At 71.2% G+C, this 20,284-nt stretch carries 18 protein-coding genes; 8 read left to right on the top strand and 10 right to left on the bottom strand.

All coding sequences use genetic code 11. The features are described from left to right. The first annotated feature begins 139 nt into the window (after positions 1 to 139). Positions 140 to 1,012 carry a CAP domain-containing protein gene (locus ABT053_RS14415; RefSeq protein ID WP_350969459.1) on the top strand — a complete coding sequence of 291 codons (873 nt, stop codon included), beginning with the start codon at positions 140 to 142 and terminating at the stop codon, positions 1,010 to 1,012. A gap of 219 nt (positions 1,013 to 1,231) precedes the next feature. Here ABT053_RS14415 and ilvC read toward each other — a convergent pair whose 3' ends face one another. The 8 genes from ilvC to ABT053_RS14375 all read right to left on the bottom strand — a co-directional run bounded on the left by ilvC (position 1,232) and on the right by ABT053_RS14375 (position 13,628). Further along, entirely contained in the window at positions 1,232 to 2,212 is a 981-nt protein-coding gene (ilvC, locus tag ABT053_RS14410; RefSeq protein WP_350969650.1) for a ketol-acid reductoisomerase, read from the bottom strand. Between the two features lie 39 nt (positions 2,213 to 2,251). After that, the gene (gene ilvN, locus ABT053_RS14405) at positions 2,252 to 2,776 is read right to left on the bottom strand and encodes an acetolactate synthase small subunit (protein WP_350969458.1); all 525 of its coding nucleotides are present in this window, start codon (positions 2,774 to 2,776) and stop codon (positions 2,252 to 2,254) included. Between the two features lie 2 nt (positions 2,777 to 2,778). Beyond that, positions 2,779 to 4,566 carry an acetolactate synthase large subunit gene (locus tag ABT053_RS14400; RefSeq protein ID WP_350969457.1) on the bottom strand — a complete coding sequence of 596 codons (1,788 nt, stop codon included), beginning with the start codon at positions 4,564 to 4,566 and terminating at the stop codon, positions 2,779 to 2,781. 178 nt (positions 4,567 to 4,744) lie between these two features. After that, entirely contained in the window at positions 4,745 to 7,351 is a 2,607-nt protein-coding gene (locus tag ABT053_RS14395; RefSeq protein ID WP_502991770.1) for a putative bifunctional diguanylate cyclase/phosphodiesterase, read from the bottom strand. Between the two features lie 335 nt (positions 7,352 to 7,686). Next, positions 7,687 to 8,595 (bottom strand): 2-hydroxyacid dehydrogenase, encoded by a 909-nt coding sequence (locus ABT053_RS14390; RefSeq protein ID WP_350969455.1) that lies wholly within the window; start codon positions 8,593 to 8,595, stop codon positions 7,687 to 7,689. 246 nt (positions 8,596 to 8,841) lie between these two features. After that, positions 8,842 to 10,632: a VanW family protein gene (locus tag ABT053_RS14385; protein WP_350969454.1), complete on the bottom strand. Its 1,791-nt coding sequence runs from the start codon at positions 10,630 to 10,632 to the stop codon at positions 8,842 to 8,844. A 492-nt stretch (positions 10,633 to 11,124) separates the two neighbouring features. Continuing rightward, complete coding sequence (locus ABT053_RS14380; RefSeq protein ID WP_350969453.1) at positions 11,125 to 11,820, bottom strand: response regulator; 696 nt, start codon at positions 11,818 to 11,820, stop codon at positions 11,125 to 11,127. Further along, entirely contained in the window at positions 11,817 to 13,628 is a 1,812-nt protein-coding gene (locus ABT053_RS14375) for an ATP-binding protein (RefSeq protein ID WP_350969452.1), read from the bottom strand. The genes ABT053_RS14380 and ABT053_RS14375 overlap by 4 nt, the downstream gene beginning before the upstream one ends. A gap of 174 nt (positions 13,629 to 13,802) precedes the next feature. Here ABT053_RS14375 and ABT053_RS14370 point away from each other — a divergent pair, with 174 nt between their 5' ends. The 3 genes from ABT053_RS14370 to ABT053_RS14360 are packed head-to-tail and all read left to right on the top strand — an operon-like array spanning position 13,803 to position 17,169. Beyond that, the gene (locus ABT053_RS14370; RefSeq protein WP_350969451.1) at positions 13,803 to 14,768 is read left to right on the top strand and encodes a tripartite tricarboxylate transporter substrate binding protein; all 966 of its coding nucleotides are present in this window, start codon (positions 13,803 to 13,805) and stop codon (positions 14,766 to 14,768) included. Further along, a complete protein-coding gene (locus ABT053_RS14365) occupies positions 14,768 to 15,673 on the top strand; it encodes a tripartite tricarboxylate transporter TctB family protein (protein WP_350969450.1) in 906 nt (301 codons plus the stop codon). Before ABT053_RS14370 ends, ABT053_RS14365 begins: the two co-directional genes overlap by 1 nt. Beyond that, positions 15,673 to 17,169 (top strand): tripartite tricarboxylate transporter permease, encoded by a 1,497-nt coding sequence (locus ABT053_RS14360; protein WP_350969449.1) that lies wholly within the window; start codon positions 15,673 to 15,675, stop codon positions 17,167 to 17,169. The genes ABT053_RS14365 and ABT053_RS14360 overlap by 1 nt, the downstream gene beginning before the upstream one ends. A 72-nt stretch (positions 17,170 to 17,241) precedes the next feature. Here ABT053_RS14360 and ABT053_RS14355 read toward each other — a convergent pair whose 3' ends face one another. Beyond that, the gene (locus tag ABT053_RS14355; RefSeq protein WP_350969448.1) at positions 17,242 to 17,823 is read right to left on the bottom strand and encodes a TetR family transcriptional regulator; all 582 of its coding nucleotides are present in this window, start codon (positions 17,821 to 17,823) and stop codon (positions 17,242 to 17,244) included. 83 nt (positions 17,824 to 17,906) lie between these two features. On the opposite strand from ABT053_RS14355, the gene ABT053_RS14350 reads away from it, so the two are divergent. Next, on the top strand, positions 17,907 to 18,638 hold the full coding sequence (locus tag ABT053_RS14350; protein ID WP_350969447.1) for an SDR family NAD(P)-dependent oxidoreductase: 732 nt from the start codon (positions 17,907 to 17,909) through the stop codon (positions 18,636 to 18,638). Between the two features lie 5 nt (positions 18,639 to 18,643). Next, positions 18,644 to 18,961, top strand: coding sequence for a DMT family transporter (locus ABT053_RS14345; RefSeq protein WP_350969446.1), 318 nt, complete (start codon positions 18,644 to 18,646; stop codon positions 18,959 to 18,961). A 208-nt stretch (positions 18,962 to 19,169) separates the two neighbouring features. Here the strand turns inward: ABT053_RS14345 and ABT053_RS14340 are convergent, their stop codons facing one another. Beyond that, positions 19,170 to 19,520 carry an SH3 domain-containing protein gene (locus tag ABT053_RS14340; RefSeq protein WP_350969445.1) on the bottom strand — a complete coding sequence of 117 codons (351 nt, stop codon included), beginning with the start codon at positions 19,518 to 19,520 and terminating at the stop codon, positions 19,170 to 19,172. A gap of 416 nt (positions 19,521 to 19,936) precedes the next feature. On the opposite strand from ABT053_RS14340, the gene ABT053_RS14335 reads away from it, so the two are divergent. Both ABT053_RS14335 and ABT053_RS14330 read left to right on the top strand, forming a co-directional pair. Then, entirely contained in the window at positions 19,937 to 20,074 is a 138-nt protein-coding gene (locus tag ABT053_RS14335) for a putative ATP-grasp target RiPP (RefSeq protein WP_350969444.1), read from the top strand. Between the two features lie 54 nt (positions 20,075 to 20,128). Beyond that, entirely contained in the window at positions 20,129 to 20,266 is a 138-nt protein-coding gene (locus ABT053_RS14330) for a putative ATP-grasp target RiPP (RefSeq protein ID WP_350969443.1), read from the top strand. The last annotated feature ends 18 nt before the right edge of the window (positions 20,267 to 20,284 follow it).

Raw genomic sequence — 20,284 nt, 5'->3', positions numbered from 1 at the left:
TCACCGGGCCCAGACGCCTCTGCGACCACTCTGGTTTACCTGGGGCCCACAGTTAATGTCCGTAATTTGCTGACAAGACCGATCCGTCCCCGACAGAATGCGGAGGCCATCCAGCGTCTAACCAACTGGAGGAACCGACATGCGCAGACCGCTAGGGGCACTGCTCTGCCTCGGGAGCCTGGCGGCCCTCAGCACGCCGATCGCCACGGCTCATGCCGCGGCCGCTCCCCAGGCCGAGTGCCGTGTGTACGCCGCCAAGCCGTACGTCACCCCCGCCGGACGGATCCAGGCCTCCGCCGCGCGGCTGGGCTGCGACGACACCGCCCTGGTCCGCGTCCGCATCAAGCGCGCCGTGGCCGGGGCCGACCCGATCGTCAAGAGCGCGTCCCGGCAGGGGACCAACGGGCGGGTGACGGTGAGACTGCGTTGCGCCCCCGGCGTCTACTACACCGTCGTCACCGACTACCGGGGCAACAGCGGCCGTTCCAAGCCCGTGAGGCTCAGCACCTGCTCCCCCACCGCCACCCCGGCCCCCACCCCCACGCCGACCGGCACCACCAAGCCGACCCCGGCGCCGTCCCCCTCGGCGAGCACCGGCCCCAGCACGCCTCCCAACTCCTCGCCGGGATCCTCCCTGTCCGAGGAAGTGGTGCGCCTGACCAACGTCGAGCGGCAGAAGAACGGCTGCGGCGCGCTCGTCTCCGACCCGCAGCTGCGCTCGGCCGCGCAGGGCCACTCGGACGACATGGCGGCCAAGAACTACTTCAGCCACACCTCGCAGGACGGCCGCGACATGACCGCCCGGATCAGGGCGAGCGGGTTCAGCCCGATGCGGGCCTGGGCCGAGAACATCGCGATGGGCCAGCGCACCCCGGCCGAGGTGGTCACCGCCTGGATGAACAGCGCGGGCCACCGGGCCAACATCGTGAACTGCGCCTACACCCACCTCGGGGTGGGCGTGGCCAACAGCTCCCGCGGCATCTACTGGACCCAGAACTTCGCCAAGCACTAGGCGAATCGGGCCGGACAGCTGGAAACCGGACAGCTGGAAACCGGGCAGCTAGCAGCCGACAGTTAGAAGCCGGACAGCTAGCAGTCGGCAGTTGGAAGCGAAACAGCTGGCAGTCGGCAGCCGGACAGTGAAAAACGGCCCGTGCCCCCTCGTCGCGGGGGGCACGGGCCGTCGCTCTCCCCGCGCCCGGTCAACCTGGGCGCGGGGAGCCGGGCGTCGTTACTTGAGCCAGCTCATCATCGGGCGGAGCTTGGCGCCGGTCTTCTCGATCGGGTGCTCGGCGAGCTCGTCGCGGTAGGCGGTGAACTTCTTCTGGCCGCCGTCGAACTCGTCCACCAGCTCCTTGGCGAACTCGCCGGACTGGATCTCGGCGAGGATGCGCTGCATCTCCTTCTTCGTCTCCGGCGTCACGATGCGCGGGCCGCGGGAGTAGCCGCCGTACTCGGCGGTGTCGGAGACCGACCAGTACATCTTGTGGATGCCGCCCTCGTACATCAGGTCGACGATCAGCTTCATCTCGTGCAGGCACTCGAAGTAGGCGACCTCGGGCTGGTAGCCCGCCTCGATCAGGGTCTCGAAACCGGCCTTGATCAGCTCGGACACGCCGCCGCACAGCACGGCCTGCTCACCGAACAGGTCGGTCTCGGTCTCCTCCTTGAACGTCGTCCTCAGCGCCCCGGCGCGGGTGCCGCCGATGCCCTTGGCGTACGACAGCGCGAGGTCCAGGGCGTTTCCGCTGGCGTCCTTCTCCACCGCGACGAGACACGGCACGCCGCGGCCCGCCGTGTACTGGCGGCGCACGAGGTGACCGGGACCCTTGGGGGCGACCATGGCCACGTCCACGCCCTCGGGCGCCTCGATGAGGCCGTAGCGGATGTTGAGGCCGTGCCCGAAGAAGAGCGCGTCGCCCTCGACCAGGTTCGGGGCCACGTGGTCGGCGTACAGGTGGCGCTGGATGTGGTCCGGCGCGAGGATCATGGTCAGGTCGGCCTCTTCGACGGCCTCCGAGGGCGTGAGCACGCGCAGGCCGTCGGCCTCCGCCTTCTCCCGGCTCTTGGAACCCTCGGGCAGGCCCACCCGGACGTCCACGCCGGAGTCGCGCAGCGAGAGCGCGTGAGCGTGGCCCTGGCTGCCGTATCCCAGAACGGCGACGTGCCGGCCCTGGATGATCGACAGGTCGGCCTGGTCGTCGTAGAAGATCTCAGTCACTTGCTTAACCTTTCGGGTTTCTCGTACGCGTTACGCGGTCCGGTCCAGGGCCCGGAGAGAACGGTCGGTGATGGAACGGGCGCCGCGGCCGATGGCCACCATGCCCGACTGGACAAGCTCCTTGATGCCGAACGGCTCCAGCACCTTGATGAAGGCCTGCAGCTTGTCGGGTGTGCCGGTGACCTCGATGGTCACCGCGTCCGAGGAGACGTCGACGCAGCGCGCCCGGAACAGGTTGACCAGCTCCAGCACGCTGGAACGGTTCTCCGCGTCGGCCCGCACCTTGATCAGGGTGAGCTCGCGCTGCACCGACTGCGCCGGGTCGAGCTCCACGATCTTCAGCACGTTGACGAGCTTGTTGAGCTGCTTGGTGACCTGCTCCAGCGGCAGGTCGGCGACGTTGACCACGATGGTCATCCGGGAGATGTCCTCGTGCTCGGTCGGCCCGACCGCCAGCGAGTCGATGTTGAACCCTCTGCGGCTGAACAGCGACGCGACGCGCGCGAGCACGCCCGGCTTGTTCTCCACCAGCACGGAGAGCGTGTGCCTGCTCATCCCTAGTCCTCGCTGTCCCAGACGGGCGCCATGTCGCGCGCGAACTTGATCTCGTCGTTGCTGGTCCCGGCCGCGACCATCGGCCACACCATGGCGTCCTGGTGCACCACGAAGTCGACGACCACCGGCACGTCGTTGATCTCCATGGCCTTCTTGATCGTCGCGTCCACGTCCTCCGGACGCTCGCACCGCAGCCCCACGCAACCGTACGCCTCGGCGAGCTTGACGAAGTCGGGGATCCGGCGGACCGTCTGCAGGTCGGTGTTGGAGTAGCGCTGGTTGTAGAACAGCGTCTGCCACTGCCTGACCATGCCCAGGTTACCGTTGTTGATGATCGCGACCTTGATCGGCACACCCTCGATGGTGCAGGTGGCGAGCTCCTGGTTGGTCATCTGGAAGCAGCCGTCGCCGTCGATGGCCCAGACCGTGGTGTCGGGGCTGCCCATCTTGGCGCCCATCGCCGCCGGCAGGGCGAAGCCCATCGTGCCCGCGCCGCCGGAGTTGATGAACGTGCCAGGGTTCTCGTAGCCGATGAACTGCGCGGCCCACATCTGGTGCTGGCCGACGCCCGCGGTGTAGATCGCGTCCGGGCCGACGAGCGCGCCCAGCCGCTCCATGACGTACTGCGGGGCGAGGGAGCCGTCCTCGAACTCGGTGTAGCCGAGCGGGTAGGTCGCCTTGTAGGCGTTGAGCGCCGTCCACCAGTCGGCGTAGTCGCCCTTGCGCTCCTCGTTGCGCACCACGCCGATCAGGTCGGAGATGACCTCCTTGCAGTCGCCCACGATCGGGACGTCCGCGTGCCGGTTCTTGGAGATCTCCGCCGGGTCGATGTCCGCGTGGACGACCTTCGCGTGCGGCGCGAAGGTGGACAGCTGGCCGGTGACGCGGTCGTCGAAGCGGACGCCGAGCCCGATGATCAGGTCGGACCTCTGCAGCGCGCCGACCGCCGACACCGAGCCGTGCATGCCGGGCATGCCCATGTGCTGCGGGTGGCTGTCGGGGAAGGTGCCCCTGGCCATCAGGGTGGTGACCACCGGGATGCCGGTCAGCTCGGCGAACTCCAGCAGCTGCGCCGACGCCCCCGCCCGGTGCACGCCGCCGCCGACGTAGAGGACGGGCCGCTTCGCCTCGACGATCAGCTTCGCCGCCTCGCGGATCTGCTTGGAGTGCGGCCTGGTCACCGGGCGGTAGCCCGGCAGCTGCATCACGACCGGCCACTGGAAGGTCATCTTGGACTGGAGCGCGTCCTTGGCGATGTCGACCAGCACCGGCCCCGGCCGCCCGGTCGAGGCGATGTGGAACGCCTCGACGATCGTCCTGGGGATGTCCTCCGGGTCGGTGACCAGGAAGTTGTGCTTCGTGATCGGCATGGTGATGCCGGAGATGTCGGCTTCCTGGAAGGCGTCCGTGCCGATGGCGTTGCTGGCCACCTGACCGGTGATCGCGACCATCGGGACCGAGTCCATGTACGCGTCGGCGATCGGGGTGACCAGGTTGGTCGCGCCGGGACCGCTGGTGGCCATGCAGACCCCGACCCTGCCGGTGGCCTGCGCGTAGCCCTGGGCCGCGTGACCCGCGCCCTGCTCGTGCCGTACAAGCACGTGCCGGACCTTGACCGAGTCGTAGAGCGGATCGTAGGCGGGGAGAATCGCGCCGCCCGGGATCCCGAACACAGTGTCGACCCCGACGTGCTCCAGCGCCCTCACGAGGGCCTGGGCTCCTGTCATCTGTTCGGTCATCGGCTCGTTCCTTGTGGCTGAGCATGCTTGATGGCATAAAAAATGCCCCATTCCGCCTGGTCGGCGGAGCTGGGGCGGCGCGCGGGTCGGAGGTACTCGGCTCAGCGACCAGCGCGCCAGCGAAGTACTACCAGGATCCCACGGTGAAGCTGCATGGCTCCACCATGGCCGAAGGAGCACCCCCGCGTCAAATTCATGGGACACATATCTCAGAGTCCGAGATGCGACGTCACGCGGGAGTGCCGAGGCTGGAGAGGCTGGTGCGCATCAGCGAGTCGACGCCGCGCGCGGCCATCGGGCGCGCCACCAGGAACCCCTGCCCTCGGGTGCAGCCCATCTCCCGCAGCAGCTCCAGCTGCTCGGGCCGCTCGATGCCCTCGGCGACCACGATCAGCCCCAGGTCGTGGCCGAGCCGCACGATCGTGCGGGTGAGCAGGGTGAGCGTCTCGTCGCGGCCGAGCCCGGACACGAAGGACGGGTCGATCTTGATCATGTCGACCGGGAGCTGCCGCAGGAACGCCAGCGAGGCGTACCCGGTGCCGAAGTCGTCGATGGCGAGCCGGACCCCGAGGGCGCGCAGCTCGGAGAGCCGGGTGATGGTCTCCTCCGCGTCCTCGACCAGCATCTCCTCGATGACCTCCAGGGTGAGCGCGCTGGGCGGCAGCCCGCTCTCGACCAGGGCCGCCTCGACGGTCTCCACGAAGCGCGGCGCCATGATCTGCCGGGCCGACAGGTTGAGCGAGAGCCCGATCTCCCAGGCGGAGGCGCGCCAGGCGGCCACCTCACGGCAGGACTCGCGCAGGATCCACTCGCTCAGCGGGACGATCAGGCCGGTGTCCTCGGCCGGGCCGAGGAACTGCTCCGGCGGGACGAACTCGCCGCCCCGGCACCAGCGCACCAGCGCCTCGACGGCGGTGACGCGCGAGGTGGCCAGGTCGACCACCGGCTGGTACTCGATCGCGAACTGGTTCTCCAGCAGGGCCCGCTGCAGGTCGGCGGCGAGCTCCAGGCGGCGTACCACGTCGGCGTGCATGTGCGCGGCGAACACCTCGACCCGGCGCCCGCCCAGCTCCTTCGCCCTCGCCATCGCCACGTCGGCGTTGCGGATCAGGTCGGCGGAGGAGACGTCGTCGGCGGCGAAGGCCACCCCGACGCTCGCGGTGAGCGCGATGTCGCGGTCGGCGACCCGGAACGGCTCGGAGGAGACCGTACGGACCAGCCGCTCGGCCAGGTCGACCGCCGTCTGGGCGTCGACCGGCGCCTCCAGCAGCACCGCGAACTCGTCGCCGCCCCAGCGCGCCAGGGTGTCGTCGGCCCGTACGGCGGCGCGCAGCCTGCGGGCCGCCTGGCCGAGCAGGTAGTCGCCGCTGGCGTGGCCCACCGAGTCGTTCACCGCGGTGAAGCCGTCGAGGTCCAGGAAGACCACCGCGACGTTGCTCGCGCCCGGACGGGCCAGCACCTCCCGGGTGCGCTCCTCGAAGTAGGCCCGGTTGGGCAGGCCGGTGATGCCGTCGTGGAAGGTGAGGTGGGCGACCTGGCTGCGCAGGGCCTCCTGGTCGCTGATGTCGCGGGTGGTGACGAGCAGCAGGTCGTCGCCGCGCACGTGCCGGGTGGCCACCGACTCGGCCGGCCGCCAGGTCCCGTCGGAGGCCCGGACCCGGCAGGCGACCATGCACGCGCCCGGCCCCTCCTCGGCCTCCTCCTCCAGGCTCATCGCGCGCAGCGCCTCCTGGATCCCCGGCACGTCCTCGGGGTGGATGTAGTCGAAGATCTTCCTGCCGACCAGGTCGTCGGGGCGGTAGCCGTACGTGATCTCGACGCCCTCGCCGATCTGGCGCACCACGCCGTCGTAGTCGCACAGCAGGACCACGTCCCCGGCGCTCTCGGCGAGGTCGTGCAGCTGCCGCTCGCCGAGGTGGAGCAGGCTCCGCAGCCGGCCGGTCTCCAGCAGCGTCACGAACAGGCGTACCAGCAGGACGGCGACGATCGAGGCGCACACCGAGGCCAGCACCGCCGGGGGACCCTGCACCCCGCCGCTGATCACGCGGAGGAGCACCACGACGGTGGCCACGGCGACGAGGAACAGCGGCACGGCCGCGATCAGCGACGACGTGCTCTCGCGGATGGCCGGCTCGTCGTCCGAGGGGTCGGGCGACCGGGTCGCGGGCCCGCTCCACGGGACCGCGGCGAGCACGAGGAACGCGGCGGGGGCGAGCCACACCCAGGTCAGGGACGGCGTGTCGCCGTTCACCCGGGCGAGCGCGGTGATCGTCTCGGAGGTCGCGACGGCGGCGAGCACGGCGAGCGCGGCCAGGCCGACCGGCCAGGCCGACCGGCGGATCGGCACCACCGCGGGGCCCACGACGCAGGCGAGGATCAGGCAGAACAGCGGGGAGGCGAAGCTGACCGCGGCGTCGCCCGCGTCGCCGGCGTCACCGTAGACCGGGCCCACCAGCGACACCCAGAGGATCACCATGATGGCGGCGGCGCACACGTAGGAGTCGGCGAGGTCGCGCAGCAGGGCGTGCCCGCGCGCGGGCCTCGCCGCCGACAGCGCGGCGCCGACAGCGATCATGGCCGTACCGGCCAGGAGCACCAGGTCGGCGAAGGTCACCACGAAGGGCGCGCCGTCCGCGATGGGGCGTACCCCCACCCCGGCCAGCCAGGTGACCGAGCCACCGGCCAGCCAGCGCCAGGCCAGCGCCCTGCGCCGGTCGGTCGCCCTGGAGGCGGCGGCGAACAGCGAGCCCGCGGCGGCCGCGGCGGTGACGACGCCCGCCACCGCCTCGACGACCACGGCGGGAGCGCCGCTGACCAGAGCGGCCACGAGCCCCACCACGCCTACGGCGGCGGCGGTCAGCGGTACCCGGGGGTCACGCCAGCGGATCAATGTCGTCTGCCCATCGGTGTCGTTTGGTGTGTCTCGTCGATGTGTTTCGCTTTCGCAGCATCCCTTGCCCGCCGCGGCCGCGCTGCCCGCGCGAGCACGTCGTCCTTCGTCCTCGGCGCTCGCACCGGCACAGGGCCAGTGTGTGCCGTCAGGTCCGCGCGAGGGGTGACAACGCCGTAGTCGTCACCGATCTGATAACCGCGCGGGCCATGGAGATCACTTATTACCGACGGTACGCACCGCAGGTCACGAGGCAGCCACGGTCCGGATTCCTTTGCCGGTCAGTAGGAACCCGTGATCACGTTTTTGAGCGGTTCGCCCGCGAGGTAGCGCAGCAGCTGGGAGCGGAGCAGCTTCAGCGTGCGGCGTACCGAGGCCGGATTGCTGCCCGCGACGTGCGGGGTGATGAGCACTCCCGGCGCCGTCCACAGCGGGTGGTCGCCGGGCAGGGGCTCGGGGGCGGTGACGTCGAGCGCGGCGAGGATCCGGCCCCCCCGCAGCTCGGCGACGAGCGCGCCGGTGTCGACCACCGGGCCCCTGGCCGCGTTCACCAGGAGGGCGCCGTCCTTCATCGCGGCGAGGAAACCGGCGTCCACCATGCCGGTGGTCTCGGGCGTCGAGGGGACGAGCAGCACCACCACGTCCGCGCCGGGCAGCAGGCCGGGCAGCTCGTCCATGCCGTGCACCCCGGGCCTGGCGGTCCTCGCCACCCGGACGACGTCGACCTCGAAACCGTCGAGCCGCCGCTCCAGCGCCTCGCCGATCGAGCCGTAGCCGACGACCAGGACCGTGGAGTCGGCCAGCACCCCGGTGTGGTGGTAGGTCCACTCGCCCCGGAGCTGCGCGCGGGCGAACCCGGGGAACTCCCGGAGCACGGAGATCATCGCTCCCACCACCCACTCGGCGGTGCCCGCGTCGTGCACGCCCCTGGCGTTGCACAGCGTCACCCCCTCCCGCAGGTGCGGCCGGTAGGCGTCGACCCCGGCCGTGACGGTCTGCAGCAGCCGCAGGCCGGTCATCCGGGAGAGCAGCCCGGGAAGGTCCGCCACCGGCATCAGCGGCGGGATCCAGACCTCGGCCTCCCCCACCCCCTCGGGCACCGGCTCCGTGCCGTCGTAGACGACGCACTCCACTTCCGGAAGGTCGCACAGGACATCGGCCGCGGCTTTGGAAGGGACCCAGATCTTCATGGACGCATTATCCAGCCGCGTGCCCGTGACCCATCCGGCCGCGTGCCCGTGACACCGCCCTTGAGCGCGCCCGCGGCCGGGTGCGCTTGTTGGGTGGAACGGGTGCGGGTCCGCCCGCGGCGGGCGTGCGCGGGCCCGCTTCACCCGCGCCTCGGGTACCGCTTGCCGGATTCGGGGACGCACTTCGGGTCCGGGAACGCGTCTCAGGAGGGACGGGCGCGGGTCCGCTCCGGCCGCGCCCGGGTGCTACTCGCCGGATTCGGGAACGCACTTCAGGTCGAGCTCGGGACGGTAGACCGTGGTCTTCTTGACGCGCTTGATCTCCTTGCCGTCCTGCTTGAAGACGCGCCAGACGTCGATCGTGAAGCCGTTCTGGCCGACCATCTCGATGCAGTCGGGGCCGCTGTCGGTGTCGCTCTCGAACGGGGTGACGTTGTATCTCTCGGACGAGATCGACTCGATCTCGTAGCGCTTGGTGCTCCAGAAGCCGACGGTGACCCCGCTGTCGTTGAAGGAGGTCTTCACCAGCACCCCGTACGGCGAGTCGTTCTTCCAGCGGAAGTCGGGCTCGGGCCAGGAGACCGTGGACTCGCGCCCGGCCGGGTAGCGGGAGATGTAGAACTCGTGCGCCACGTGCTGGACGTCCTCCAGGCCGCCGAAGAACACCGCGTTGTACATGGTGGTGACGAACTGGGAGATGCCGCCGCCGACCGAGTCGACCAGCCTGCCGCCCTGGATCATGGGCGCGGGGACGAAGCCCCGGGCCGTGTCGCGCTGGCCGATGACGCCGTTGAGCGAGAAGGTCTCGCCCGGCTTCACCAGGTAGCCGTCCAGGAGCTTGGCGATCGTCCTGATGTTGGTGACCCGGGACGGGCAGCATTCGTAGGGCGTGGTGAACTGGCTGATCCGCTCCTTGATGCCGAGCTTGCGCGCCTCGGCGTCGGACATCCGCGGCTTGACGGTGGTGAGGAGCACCGGGATCGTCCGGTCGCCGTCGTTGGTGATCATCTCGGCCACGTCCGAGGCGAGCCGCTCGTCGTCGACGCCCTTCCCCTTGCGGCCGGGCACCAGCTTCGGCTTTCCCCCGACGATCTGGAACGTGGGGTCGCGCGGGGCCAGGACCGGGTCGACGAGGTCCTTCTCCACGGAGGCCACGGCGCTCCTGGCGTCGAACTCCGGCCGCATGCCGCCGGAGCCGTCCGGTGTGAAGGACAGGTGGGCGGCGAGGGTCTCCACCGGCAGCTGGACCCGCTTCCCGGCGAAGGTCAGGGTGACCGGCCCGGACAGGGCGCCGGCCGCGTCGGCCCCGGCCTTCTTGACCATCGCCTCCGTGGCCATCGGCTTGATCACCGAGACCGGGAGGCGGACCTCCTTCGACGGGCCGAGGAAGGCGTTCGTGATCGCGGTGATCGCGGCCTCCCGCTCCAGCTCCCTGCCGTCGCGGGGCGTCACGACGACGGGCTTGACGCCCTCGAACGTGACCGAGCCCTCGCGGACCTTGAGGTCGATCCTCCTGGCCAGGCTCGCGATCGCGGTCCGCATGCCCTCGGCGTCGGCGGAGACCTTGGGCTCCAGCTCGGTGCTGCCGGTGAGGGCCCGCCAGACCTGGGCGGGGCTGGGGAAGTCGCTGGGCGCCTGGTTGATGGTGGCGACCACGTCGAACTCCAGCCCCGACTTGACGGGGTCGAACTCGTAGCGCTTGCCCGCGGCCAGGAGGGTCATCTCGCCGGTGGCGTCGCCCGCCAGGCGGTCCCTGAGCTTGTCGGCCGCCTCGGTCGCGGTCAGGCCGCCGATGTCGATGCCCCGCACCGTGGTGCCCGGCAGCATCCGGCCGGACATGATGACCGCGGGCACCGCGTAGGCGAGCCCGACGACGAACAGCACGGCGAAGACGATCAGGAAGAACTTGCGGGCCCCGCGGCGGGGCGGGGGCGGCTCCTCGTAGCGGAGCCCGTCGGGCTGCGGGAACCCTCCGTCGCCACCGGGGACGAGCGTGGGCTCGTCACGCTGGAAGGGGCGCTCGGGAGGGAGGGCCATCTGCCAGGGCTGCGGGGGCCGGGGGGCGGGCGGGAGCGTCGTGCCGCGGGGCGGCGCGGAGGGGCCTCCGGGACCGGGAGGGCCGCCGAGACCCGGAGCTCCGCCGAGACCGGGAGAGCCTCCGGCTCCGGTGGGGCCGAAGATGTCGGGCGAGACACCCGGCGGAAGGTTGGATCCGCTCTGGGGGGAGCCGCTCTGAGGGCGGCTGCCCTGGGGGCGGCCACCCTGGGGGCTCTGGGGGTGACCGGCTTGGGGACCCTGGGGGTGGGCGGCCGGGGAGTGGCCGGTCTGCGCGCCGGGGGAGAGTCGCGGGCCGCGGGCGCCCGGCGGGACGGGACCCGAGGGAAGTGGCACTGCCTCAAAGGGATCCGGCGGCGGGTTCACAGGCGCTCCGGCGTTCCGCACGGCCTCCGTATCCTCCTGCTTCGCAGCTTCCACCTCCGGCAACCTTAAACCACATTGGTCAACCGCCGTCCCAAAAGGAGTAACAAATCAGCCTGTCCAGCGGTAACGGTGTTCCGGCCTTCCGGCGGTGCCGTACTTCGGGCGGAGCTCCGCCTGACCGGCCGCGCACAGGTGTTCCAGGTACCGGCGGGCACTCACCCTGGAGAGGCCGGTGATCGTCGCCGCCTCGGCCGCCGACAGGTCGCCGCCGCTCTCCTTGAGCGCCGCGGCGACCAGGGAGCAGGTGGTGCCGGACAGCCCCTTGGGCAGCGGCGGCGGGACGCCCCTGACCGCGCCGAAGAGCCGGTCGATCTCGTCCTGGCGGGCCTCGTCCCCGAGGGTGGCGAGCTGCCTGCGGATCTCGGCGTACTGTTCGAGGCGCTCGGCCAGGGCGCGGGCGGTGAAGGGCTTGATCAGGTAGTTGACCGCGCCGCCACGCATCGCCGCCCGGACCGTGGCCACGTCCCGCGCGGCGGTGATCACCAGGATGTCCACCGGGTGCACGGCCTCCCTGAGCTTCGCGAGGACGTCGAGTCCTGACATGTCCGGCAGATAGATGTCGAGCAGTACCAGGTCGGGCCTGCGCGTCGCGGCCGACGCGATCGCGGCGCTCCCGGTGTGGACGATGTCGGCGACCGCGAAGCCGGGCATCCTGGTGACGTAGCCGCCGTGGATCCTGGCCACCATGAAGTCGTCGTCCACGACCAGGACGCGGATCTCCCCCGCGTGCCCGTTCCCGGTCATCGCCGCACCTCCCCGTCCGCGGATCCCCCGGCGGAAGACGCCGATCCACCGGTGGGAGACGCCGATCCACCGGTGGGAGACGCGGGTGCACCGGCGGGAGACACAGGTCCAGCGGCGGGAGACGCGGGTTCACCGGGGGAAGGCGCAGGTTCACCGGCGGGAGACGCGTGTCCACCGGGGGAAGGCGCAGGTTCACCGGCGGGAGACGCGGGTTCACCGGTGAGGAACGCGGGTTTGCCGGTGGGCAGGAGGGCGGTGAAGACGGCTCCGCCCGCGTTGTGCACCCGCACCCAGCCGCCCCGGCGCGCACACGCCTGGCGGGTGAGGGCCAGGCCCAGGCCGCGCGGCCCGGCGTGGGCGGCCTTGGTGGTGAAGCCCTCCCTGAACACCTCGTGCACCAGCCCCGGCGTGATCCCCGGACCGGAGTCGCCGACCCGGACGCGCAGGCCGTCCGCCTCGGTACGGACCGAGACCTCCACCGTCCCCCCCGTCTCCTGCAGCGCGTCGAGGGCGTTGGCGACCAGGTTGCCGACGACCAGGACCGCGTCGTGCGGGTCGCCGAGCATGCCCGCCTCCACCCGGGAGTCGTCGGACAGCACCAGGGTCGCGCCCCGCTCGGCCGCCTCGGCCGACTTGGCCAGCAGCAGCGCGGCCAGCGTCGGGTCGGCGACCTTCTCCCTGATGCCCGAGGCGTGCCTGCTGTAGGCCTCGGTGGTCTGGGTGATGTAGCTGACGGCCGTCTCGTGCTCGCCGAGTTCCAGCAGGCCGACCACGGTGTGCATCCGGTTGGCGAACTCGTGGGCCTGCGCGCGCAGCGCGCCGGTCGTCGTGCTGGCCTGGTCGAGCTCGCGCGCCAGCCGTACCAGCTCGGTACGGTCGCGCAGGGTGACCACCCAGCCGCTCCGCCGTTCCCGCACCGCCACCGGGGTCCGGTTGAGCACCAGGACGCGGTCGCGGTGGAGCACCACGCGGTCGTCGCCGGGGTCCACGCCGTCCAGCACGTCCCGCATCCGGTCGGACAGGGGCATCTCGCGCAGGCTCCGGCCGACGTCGTGCTGGGAGAGGCCGAGCAGGTCGCGCGCCGCGTCGTTGACCAGCGTCACCCGTCCCTGGAGGTCGAGGGCGAGCACCCCCTCCTTGACGCCGTGCAGCACGCCCTCGCGCTGTTCGAGCAGGGCCGCGATCTCCCCCGGTTCCAGGCCGAACGTCTGGCGGCGCACCCGCCGGGCGATCAGCGCGGCGGCGGCCGACCCGGCGACGAGGACCGCGAGGACCGTCCACAGCAGCGGCGGGAGCGCCTCGCCGAGCTGTCCGGCGACGGTTCCCTCCAGGATCCCGACCGAGGCCAGGCCGATGACCTGCCCCGAGGCGTCGAGGATCGGGACCTTGCCGCGGACCGAGCGGCCGAGGGTGCCCGTCTGGATGCCGGTCCAGTGCTCCCCGTTCGTCATGACCTCGGAGCCGTCGGTGGACAGCTTCTTGCCGATCAGGGCCGCGTTGGGGTGGGCGTAGCGGATCTGGTCGCGGTTCGCGATCACCACGTAGTCGGCGCCGGTGGCCGCCTGCACCCCGAGCGCGATCGGCTGCAGGCTCAGCTCGGGCCTGGGCAGGGCGAACGCCTCACGCACCTGGGGAAGCCCAGCGACCGACTCGGCGATCGCCAGGGCGCGCTGCTGGTACTGGCGGTCCAGCAGGACGCGGGTGTGCTCCATCCAGACGCCAGCCGTGCCGCCGACCGCGAGGAACACGATCACGGTCTGCAGCAGGAAAAGCTGGGTGCCGAGCGAGGCGTTGAGTATGCGTCGCACGAGTTAACTCCCTGGTCAGGGACCTTGATGAAAGCAGCCCGAGGTAACGGCGAGGTCGCGGGGAGGTGTGACCAATATGACCGATACGACGGCAAACACGCAAAGGATCGACAGGGTAACTTCCTGGGGTCACCATCCTCACCACGCTTTCTTTACGTTTGTTTGGAGCTGACCATGCGTCTTCGGAGACTGGCCGCCCTCGCGGTGCTGTCCCTCGCAGCCCTCACCGCGTGCGGTTCCGGCGGCGGCTCGGGTACGAGCGCGCTGAGAATCATGGCGCCGGCCTCGCCGGGAGGCGGCTGGGACCAGACCTCCCGCGTCGCCGGGGAGGCGCTCAAGTCCGCCGAGCCGTCCCGCAAGGTCGAGGTCTACAACGTGCCCGGCGCGGGCGGCACCATCGGCCTGGCCCAGCTCGCGGGTGAGAAGGGCAACGGCGACCTGTTGATGACCATGGGCCTGGTCATGGTCGGCGCGGTCGAGCAGAACAAGTCGAAGGTCACCCTGGCCGACACCACGCCGATCGCGAAGCTCACCGAGGAGTACGAGATCGTCGTGGTTCCCGCGGGGTCGCCGTACCAGACGCTGGGCGACCTGGTGACGGCGTGGAAGGCGGACCCGACGAAGATCGCCATCGCGGGCGGCTCCGCCGGTGGCACCGACCACATCGTGGCGGGCCTGATGGCCAAGGCCGCGGGCATCGACCCCAAGCAGGTCAACTACATCGCCCACTCCGGCGGCGGCGAGGCGCTCAACGCGCTGCTCGGTGAGAAGGTCGCGATGGGGATCTCCGGCATCGGCGAGTTCGCCGAGCACGTGAAGTCCGGCAAGCTGCGCGCCCTCGGCGTCAGCTCTCCCGAGCGGCTCGCCAACGTGGACGCCCCCACCATCAAGGAGGCGGGCCTGGACGTGGAGCTGGCCAACTGGCGGGGGTTCGTCGCGCCCGGCGGGCTGGACGACGCGGCGAAGAAGGCGCTCACCGACCTGGTCACCAAGATGCACGACTCCCCCGCGTGGAAGGACGCGGTGATGAAGAACGGCTGGACCGACGTCTTCCAGACCGGGCAGCCGTTCGCCGACTTCCTCGCGGCGGAGCAGACCAAGGTGAAGGCCGTCATCGCGGAGATGGGCCTCGTCTCCTGATGCCGCCCGCAGAAGAACCGTCCGGTCCCACCGGCACCGGCGCCACGGGTGCCGGGGCCGGTGGTGCCGGTGACCACGGCACCGGATCCGAACCCGCCGCCGTCGCCCGCGCGGGCGACGGCGGCACCGGCCGTACCTCCGCTTCCCCTGTGAGGTCCGGGGGGAAAGCGGGCTCCGGGAGCGGCTCGGCCCCCGGGAACGACGCGGATCCCGATCCCGGGAACGACTCCGGAAGCGGCTCAACTCCCGGAAGCGTCCCGGGCTCCGAGAGCGGCACGGCCCCCGGAAGCGGCACGGTCTCCGGAAGCGACCCGCGCTCCAGGAGTGGCGCGGTCTCCGGAAGCGACCCGGCCTCCGGGAGCGGCACGGACGCGCGTCCCGGTGACGAGCGTTCCGGGGCGGCGTCCGGGGGCGAGACCGGGTGGTCGTGGCGGCGGCCGGAGCTGGGGCTGGCGGTGCTGGTCCTCGCGCTGGGCGCGTTCGTGATCGTCGGCACCGCGGACGTGACCGCCGCGGGCTCCACCCTCGGTCTCGGGCCCCGGTTCTTCCCGGCCCTGGTCGGCGGGTCGATGCTGCTGATCGGGCTGTTCTACGTGGTCGACGTGCTCAGGGGAGGCCGTGGCGACCCCGAGGACGCCGAGGACATCGACCCCGGCACGCGGGCCGACTGGCGGACGGTCGCGCTGGTCAGCGTGATCTTCCTCGCCTTCGCCGGGCTGCTCGACCTGCTCGGCTGGATCATCGCGGGCGCGCTGCTCTTCTTCGGCCTGTCCGTGACGCTCGGGGCGGCCCACCGGCTGCGCGCGGGCGTCATCGCGATCCTGCTGTCCACCATCACCTACCTGGTGTTCGTCAAGGGCCTCGGCGTGACGCTGCCGGCCGGGCTGCTGTCCGGGGTGATCTGATGGAGTCCTTCCAGCTGTTGATGGACGGCTTCGCGACCGCCCTCACCCCGGTGAACCTGCTCTACGCGCTGGTGGGCGTCACGCTGGGCACGCTGGTGGGCGTGCTGCCCGGCATCGGCCCGGCCATGACCGTGGCGCTGCTGCTGCCGATCACGTTCACCGTCCCCCCGGCGAGCGCGTTCATCATGTTCGCGGGCATCTACTACGGCGGCATGTACGGCGGGTCGACCACCTCGATCCTGCTCAACACGCCCGGCGAGAGCTCCTCGATGATCACCGCCCTCGAGGGCAACAAGATGGCCAAACGCGGCCGGGCGGCCCAGGCGCTGGCGACGGCGGCGATCGGCTCGTTCGTGGCGGGCACCATCGCCACCGGGCTGCTGGTCGTCGCGGCGCCCCTGGTGGTGGACTTCGCGATCTCCTTCGGTCCCGAGGACTACTTCGCGCTGGCCGTCCTGGCCTTCACCGCGGTGTCGTCGGTGCTGTCCCGCTCCGTCGTACGAGGACTCGCCTCGCTCAGCCTCGGCCTGGTCATCGGGCTCGTCGGCATCGACCAGCAGACCGGGCAGGCCAGGCTCACCCTGGGTATCCCGCAGTTGCTCGACGGCATCGACGTGGTGATCGTCGCGGTCGGGCTGTTCGCCCTGGGCGAGGTGCTCTACGTCGCCTCGCGGCTGCGGCACGGCCGCCCCGAGGTGGTCCCGGTCGGCCGGGCGTTCCTCGGCCGCTCCGACTGGTCGCGTTCGTGGCGGCCGTGGCTGCGCGGCACCGCGCTCGGCTTCCCGTTCGGCGCGCTGCCCGGCGGCGGCGCGGAGATCCCCACGTTCCTGTCGTACTCGATCGAGAAGCGCCTGGCGCGCGGGATCGCCCGCGAGGAGTACGGCAAGGGCGCCATCGAGGGGGTCGCCGGTCCCGAGGCCGCCAACAACGCCTCGGCGGCGGGCACGCTCGTCCCGCTGCTCACGCTGGGCCTGCCCACCTCGGCGACGGCCGCGATCCTGCTGGCGGCCTTCCAGCAGTACGGGCTGCAGCCGGGCCCGCAGCTGTTCGACCACAACCCGGCGCTGGTCTGGGGCATGATCGCCTCGCTGTTCGTGGGCAACACCATGCTGCTGGTGCTCAACCTGCCGCTGGCCCCGCTCTGGGCCCGGGTGCTGCGGATCCCCCGGCCGTACCTCTACTCGGGGATCGTGCTGTTCGCGGCGCTCGGCGTCTACGCGCTGAACTCCTCCTGGGTGGAGCTGGTCATCCTCTACATCCTGGGCCTGCTCGGTTTCGCGATGCGGCGCTTCGGCCTGCCGGTGGCCCCGGCGGTGATCGGCCTGATCCTGGGCCCGATGGCCGAGATCCAGCTCCGCCGGGCCCTGGCCATCGGCGCGGGCGACGTGACGGTGCTGGTCAGGAGCCCGATCGCGGCGACGCTGCTGGTCGTCTCGCTCCTGGCGCTGTGCACGCCCCTCATCAGGAAGGTGGCCGCCCGCCGCCGCGGCGCCTGACCCCCAGCGCGGTACACGCGGGCACGGACGGACGTCCGTGCCCGTTTCCGTGTCCTCGTGCGGCCGTACGTCTCAGGGGGCGAACGCGGCCAGCAGGTCGTCCAGTCCCGCCTTGACGCGCTCGACCGTCACCCCGCGATCGCGCAGGCGGTGGGCGAGCAGCGGCGCGGCCAGCGGGGCGAGGAGGGCGTCGGCGAGGACGTGGGCGTCGGCGCCGGGCCTGGCCTGGGTGACGAGCATCGACAGGTGGGCGTGGTAGGCCTCGTAGGCGCCGCCGAAGCGGGCGAACGGTGCCGCCGTCTCGGCCATCACCAGCAGGTCCAGCTGCTCCACGGTCCTGTCGGCGAGGGCGTGCAGGAAGCCCCGGATGCGGGCGGGCGCGCCAGCACCGGGCCCCAGGGGCGGCGGCCCCTCGATGAACGCCTCCTGGAACTCGCGTTCCCGCTCGTCGATGAGCGCGTACGCGAGCCCCGAGCGATCCCCGAACCGGCGGTACAGCGTGCCGACGCCGACTCCCGCGGCGGCGGCCACCTCCGCCATCGACAGCCCCTCGACGCCGTGAGCGGCGACGATGTCGGCGGCGGCGGCGAGGATCTTCACGCGGTTGCGCGCCGCGTCGACCCGCTCGCGGCGCGGGTTCATGACGACGTCCACGATCACAGGCTACTGGAGACTTGTAAGCGGAATCAGTTCCGCTTTATGGTGAAGCGGAACTGATTCCGCTTAAGGAGCACACCATGACACGCAAGGTCGCGCTCGTCACCGGGGGAAGCCGTGGGATCGGCGCCGCCGTCGCCGTACGCCTGGCCACCGAGGGCGCCGATGTGGTGATCACATATGCGCGCTCGGCGGAGCGGGCGGCGGCGGTCGTCAAGGAGATCGAGGCCGCCGGTGCCCGCGGGCTGGCCGTGGCCGCGGAGGCCGCCGACGCCGGCGCGCTGGTCGCGGCGGTCGAGCGGACGGTCGCCGAGTTCGGGCGGCTCGACGTCGTGGTCGGCAACGCCGGCGTCGCCTCGTTCGGGCCGCTGGAGGAGGTGACGCTCGCCGAGGTCGACCGTGTCCTCGCGATCCACTCCCGCGCCTCGTACGTGCTGGCCCAGGCGGCCTCCCGGCACATGGGCGCGGGCGGCCGGATCATCTGCGTCGGCAGCAGTCTCGCCGAGCGCGTGCCGTACCCGGGATGGACGCTCTACGCGATGAGCAAGTCCGCCCTGGTCGGCCTGACCAAGGGGCTCGCCAGGGACCTGGGCCCGCGGGGCATCACGGCCAACCTCGTCCAGCCCGGTTCGACCGACACCGAGATGAACCCGGCCGACGGCCCCGGGGCGGAGGAGGAACGGCGCTTCACCGCCCTGGGCCGCTACTGCGATCCCGCCGACATCGCCGCCACCGTCGCGCATCTGGCGGGAGAGGGCGGCGCGAACATCACCGGCGCCACCATCACCGTCGACGCGGGCGCCACGGCCTGACCGCGATGGCCTGGGTCCTGCTTCTCGCGGCGGCCGCCCTGGAGATCGTCTGGGCCACCGCGCTCGAACGTTCGGATGGGTTCACCCGGTTCTGGCCGGCGTTCATCGGGGTGACGGCGGCGGTGGTGAGCTTCGTCATGCTCACCTTCGCGCTCAGGACGCTGAGCATGGGCACCGCGTACGCGGTCTGGGTCGGGCTCGGCACGCTCGGGGTCGCCGCCGTGGGCATCGCCGCCCTGGGCGAGAGCGCGTCCCCCGCCCGGCTGGCCTGCCTGGCGCTCATCCTGGCCGGCGTCATCGGCCTCAAACTCCTGGACGGGTGACGCGACGCCGGGGCTTCACGACACCGGGATTCCCTGACAGGGAACGCGACTTCGAGCCCGCACAAAGGGGAACGGCCGCACAACGGGAACGGCTCATATAGAGGGCCCATACAGAGGAACGGCCCATACAGAGGAAACGGCCCACGTGAAAGGGAACGGCCGCCCGGCCGTGGGGAGCCGGGCGGCCGGGCTCATCCCGGGAAAGGGGCTATTCCCGCAGGGTGTCGACGGCCGGGCCGTCGAACTTCTGGCCGTCCTCCCTGGCCAGGTAGGTGCACGAAACCCATCCCGTGGTGCCGGAGGGCAACCCCGACGCCGACCTGGCGCCCAGCCGAAACCTGCACCAGCCGCCCGACGAGCTGAGGATCTGCCCGTAGTCGCCGTAGTAGAGGTAGCCGATGACCGTCGACCCTCCGGCACTCGTCCGCAGGCGCACCCCGTCGGCGACGACGACCGCGTCCACGCCGAGGACCGCCGACAGGGCGGAAGCGCCGCTCACCGGAGCCGCCTGAGCGGGGACGGCGGCGACGGCCATTCCCGCGACAGCCGTCAACGTCACGGCGGCGAATGTCAGAAGCCTTTTCATTGAACGCTCTTCCGATCGTGAGGTCAGGTCATGTCGGAGTTAAAGGTGTGACTGCAGTGATTACTGTGCAAGCCACCATGAATTTCGTCAATACCTATTCAGTTTCAGAAATATGAATTACCACATAAAAAGGACCATTCAATTAAGGGAATGCAAACGACCCAAAACGCCCTTCGACCTCCGCGGGCCGCGCGGTGTCCCGCGGCGTCGTACGCCGTCGGGCATGCGTCCCCGCGCATCGCAAGCAGGGCACAAGTGGTCCACAAGTGATCATTCCTAGATTCCCTCGTACGACCGGGAGCCGGAAACGGGAACCCGGTCACCGGCTCCCGGCAACCGGGGCCGGAAGACCAACGGGGGTCGCGGTGACGCGACCGAGAGGAGTGATCATGTCGAAGATCACGATCGACGACCTGCCCTTCGAGGGCGCCGAGCTGGCCGAGGCCGAGCTGGGCCAGGTGTCCGGCGGCAAGTGGTCCGTCAGCGCGTGGAAGAAGGACCTGCCGTGCGAGTGGTGGCAGTACTGATCCGCCGCTCCGCGCGCACGACCACTCCACCTCACACGGCCGACAGGAACGATCATGTCGAAGTTCGCGATTGACGACCTGCCCTTCGAGGGCACCGAGCTGGCCGAGGCCGAGCTGGGCCAGGTCTCCGGCGGTATGCCCGGATGGGTACTGACCTACGGCCCCCAGGGCTGTGTGCGTGAGTCCGCCTGATCAGGCACTCCCGCCGGC

The sequence above is a fragment of the Streptosporangium sp. NPDC002524 genome (assembly GCF_040295985.1).
GTDB lineage: Bacteria > Actinomycetota > Actinomycetes > Streptosporangiales > Streptosporangiaceae > Streptosporangium.
The sequence above is the reverse complement of the archived record's forward strand: the minus strand, read 5'-3'. Positions and strand labels throughout refer to the sequence as shown.

Excerpts from the sequence above, each read along its gene's own strand:
- ABT053_RS14415 (WP_350969459.1), top strand. The coding sequence starts at position 140 with ATGCGCAGACCGCTAGGGGCACTGCTCTGCCTCGGGAGCCTGGCGGCC.
- ilvN (WP_350969458.1), bottom strand. The coding sequence starts at position 2,776 with ATGAGCAGGCACACGCTCTCCGTGCTGGTGGAGAACAAGCCGGGCGTG.
- ABT053_RS14400 (WP_350969457.1), bottom strand. The coding sequence starts at position 4,566 with ATGGGGCATTTTTTATGCCATCAAGCATGCTCAGCCACAAGGAACGAG.
- ABT053_RS14390 (WP_350969455.1), bottom strand. The coding sequence starts at position 8,595 with ATGAAGATCTGGGTCCCTTCCAAAGCCGCGGCCGATGTCCTGTGCGAC.
- ABT053_RS14385 (WP_350969454.1), bottom strand. The coding sequence starts at position 10,632 with ATGGCCCTCCCTCCCGAGCGCCCCTTCCAGCGTGACGAGCCCACGCTC.
- ABT053_RS14380 (WP_350969453.1), bottom strand. The coding sequence starts at position 11,820 with ATGACCGGGAACGGGCACGCGGGGGAGATCCGCGTCCTGGTCGTGGAC.
- ABT053_RS14370 (WP_350969451.1), top strand. The coding sequence starts at position 13,803 with ATGCGTCTTCGGAGACTGGCCGCCCTCGCGGTGCTGTCCCTCGCAGCC.
- ABT053_RS14365 (WP_350969450.1), top strand. The coding sequence starts at position 14,768 with ATGCCGCCCGCAGAAGAACCGTCCGGTCCCACCGGCACCGGCGCCACG.
- ABT053_RS14360 (WP_350969449.1), top strand. The coding sequence starts at position 15,673 with ATGGAGTCCTTCCAGCTGTTGATGGACGGCTTCGCGACCGCCCTCACC.
- ABT053_RS14350 (WP_350969447.1), top strand. The coding sequence starts at position 17,907 with ATGACACGCAAGGTCGCGCTCGTCACCGGGGGAAGCCGTGGGATCGGC.
- ABT053_RS14345 (WP_350969446.1), top strand. The coding sequence starts at position 18,644 with ATGGCCTGGGTCCTGCTTCTCGCGGCGGCCGCCCTGGAGATCGTCTGG.
- ABT053_RS14335 (WP_350969444.1), top strand. The coding sequence starts at position 19,937 with ATGTCGAAGATCACGATCGACGACCTGCCCTTCGAGGGCGCCGAGCTG.
- ABT053_RS14330 (WP_350969443.1), top strand. The coding sequence starts at position 20,129 with ATGTCGAAGTTCGCGATTGACGACCTGCCCTTCGAGGGCACCGAGCTG.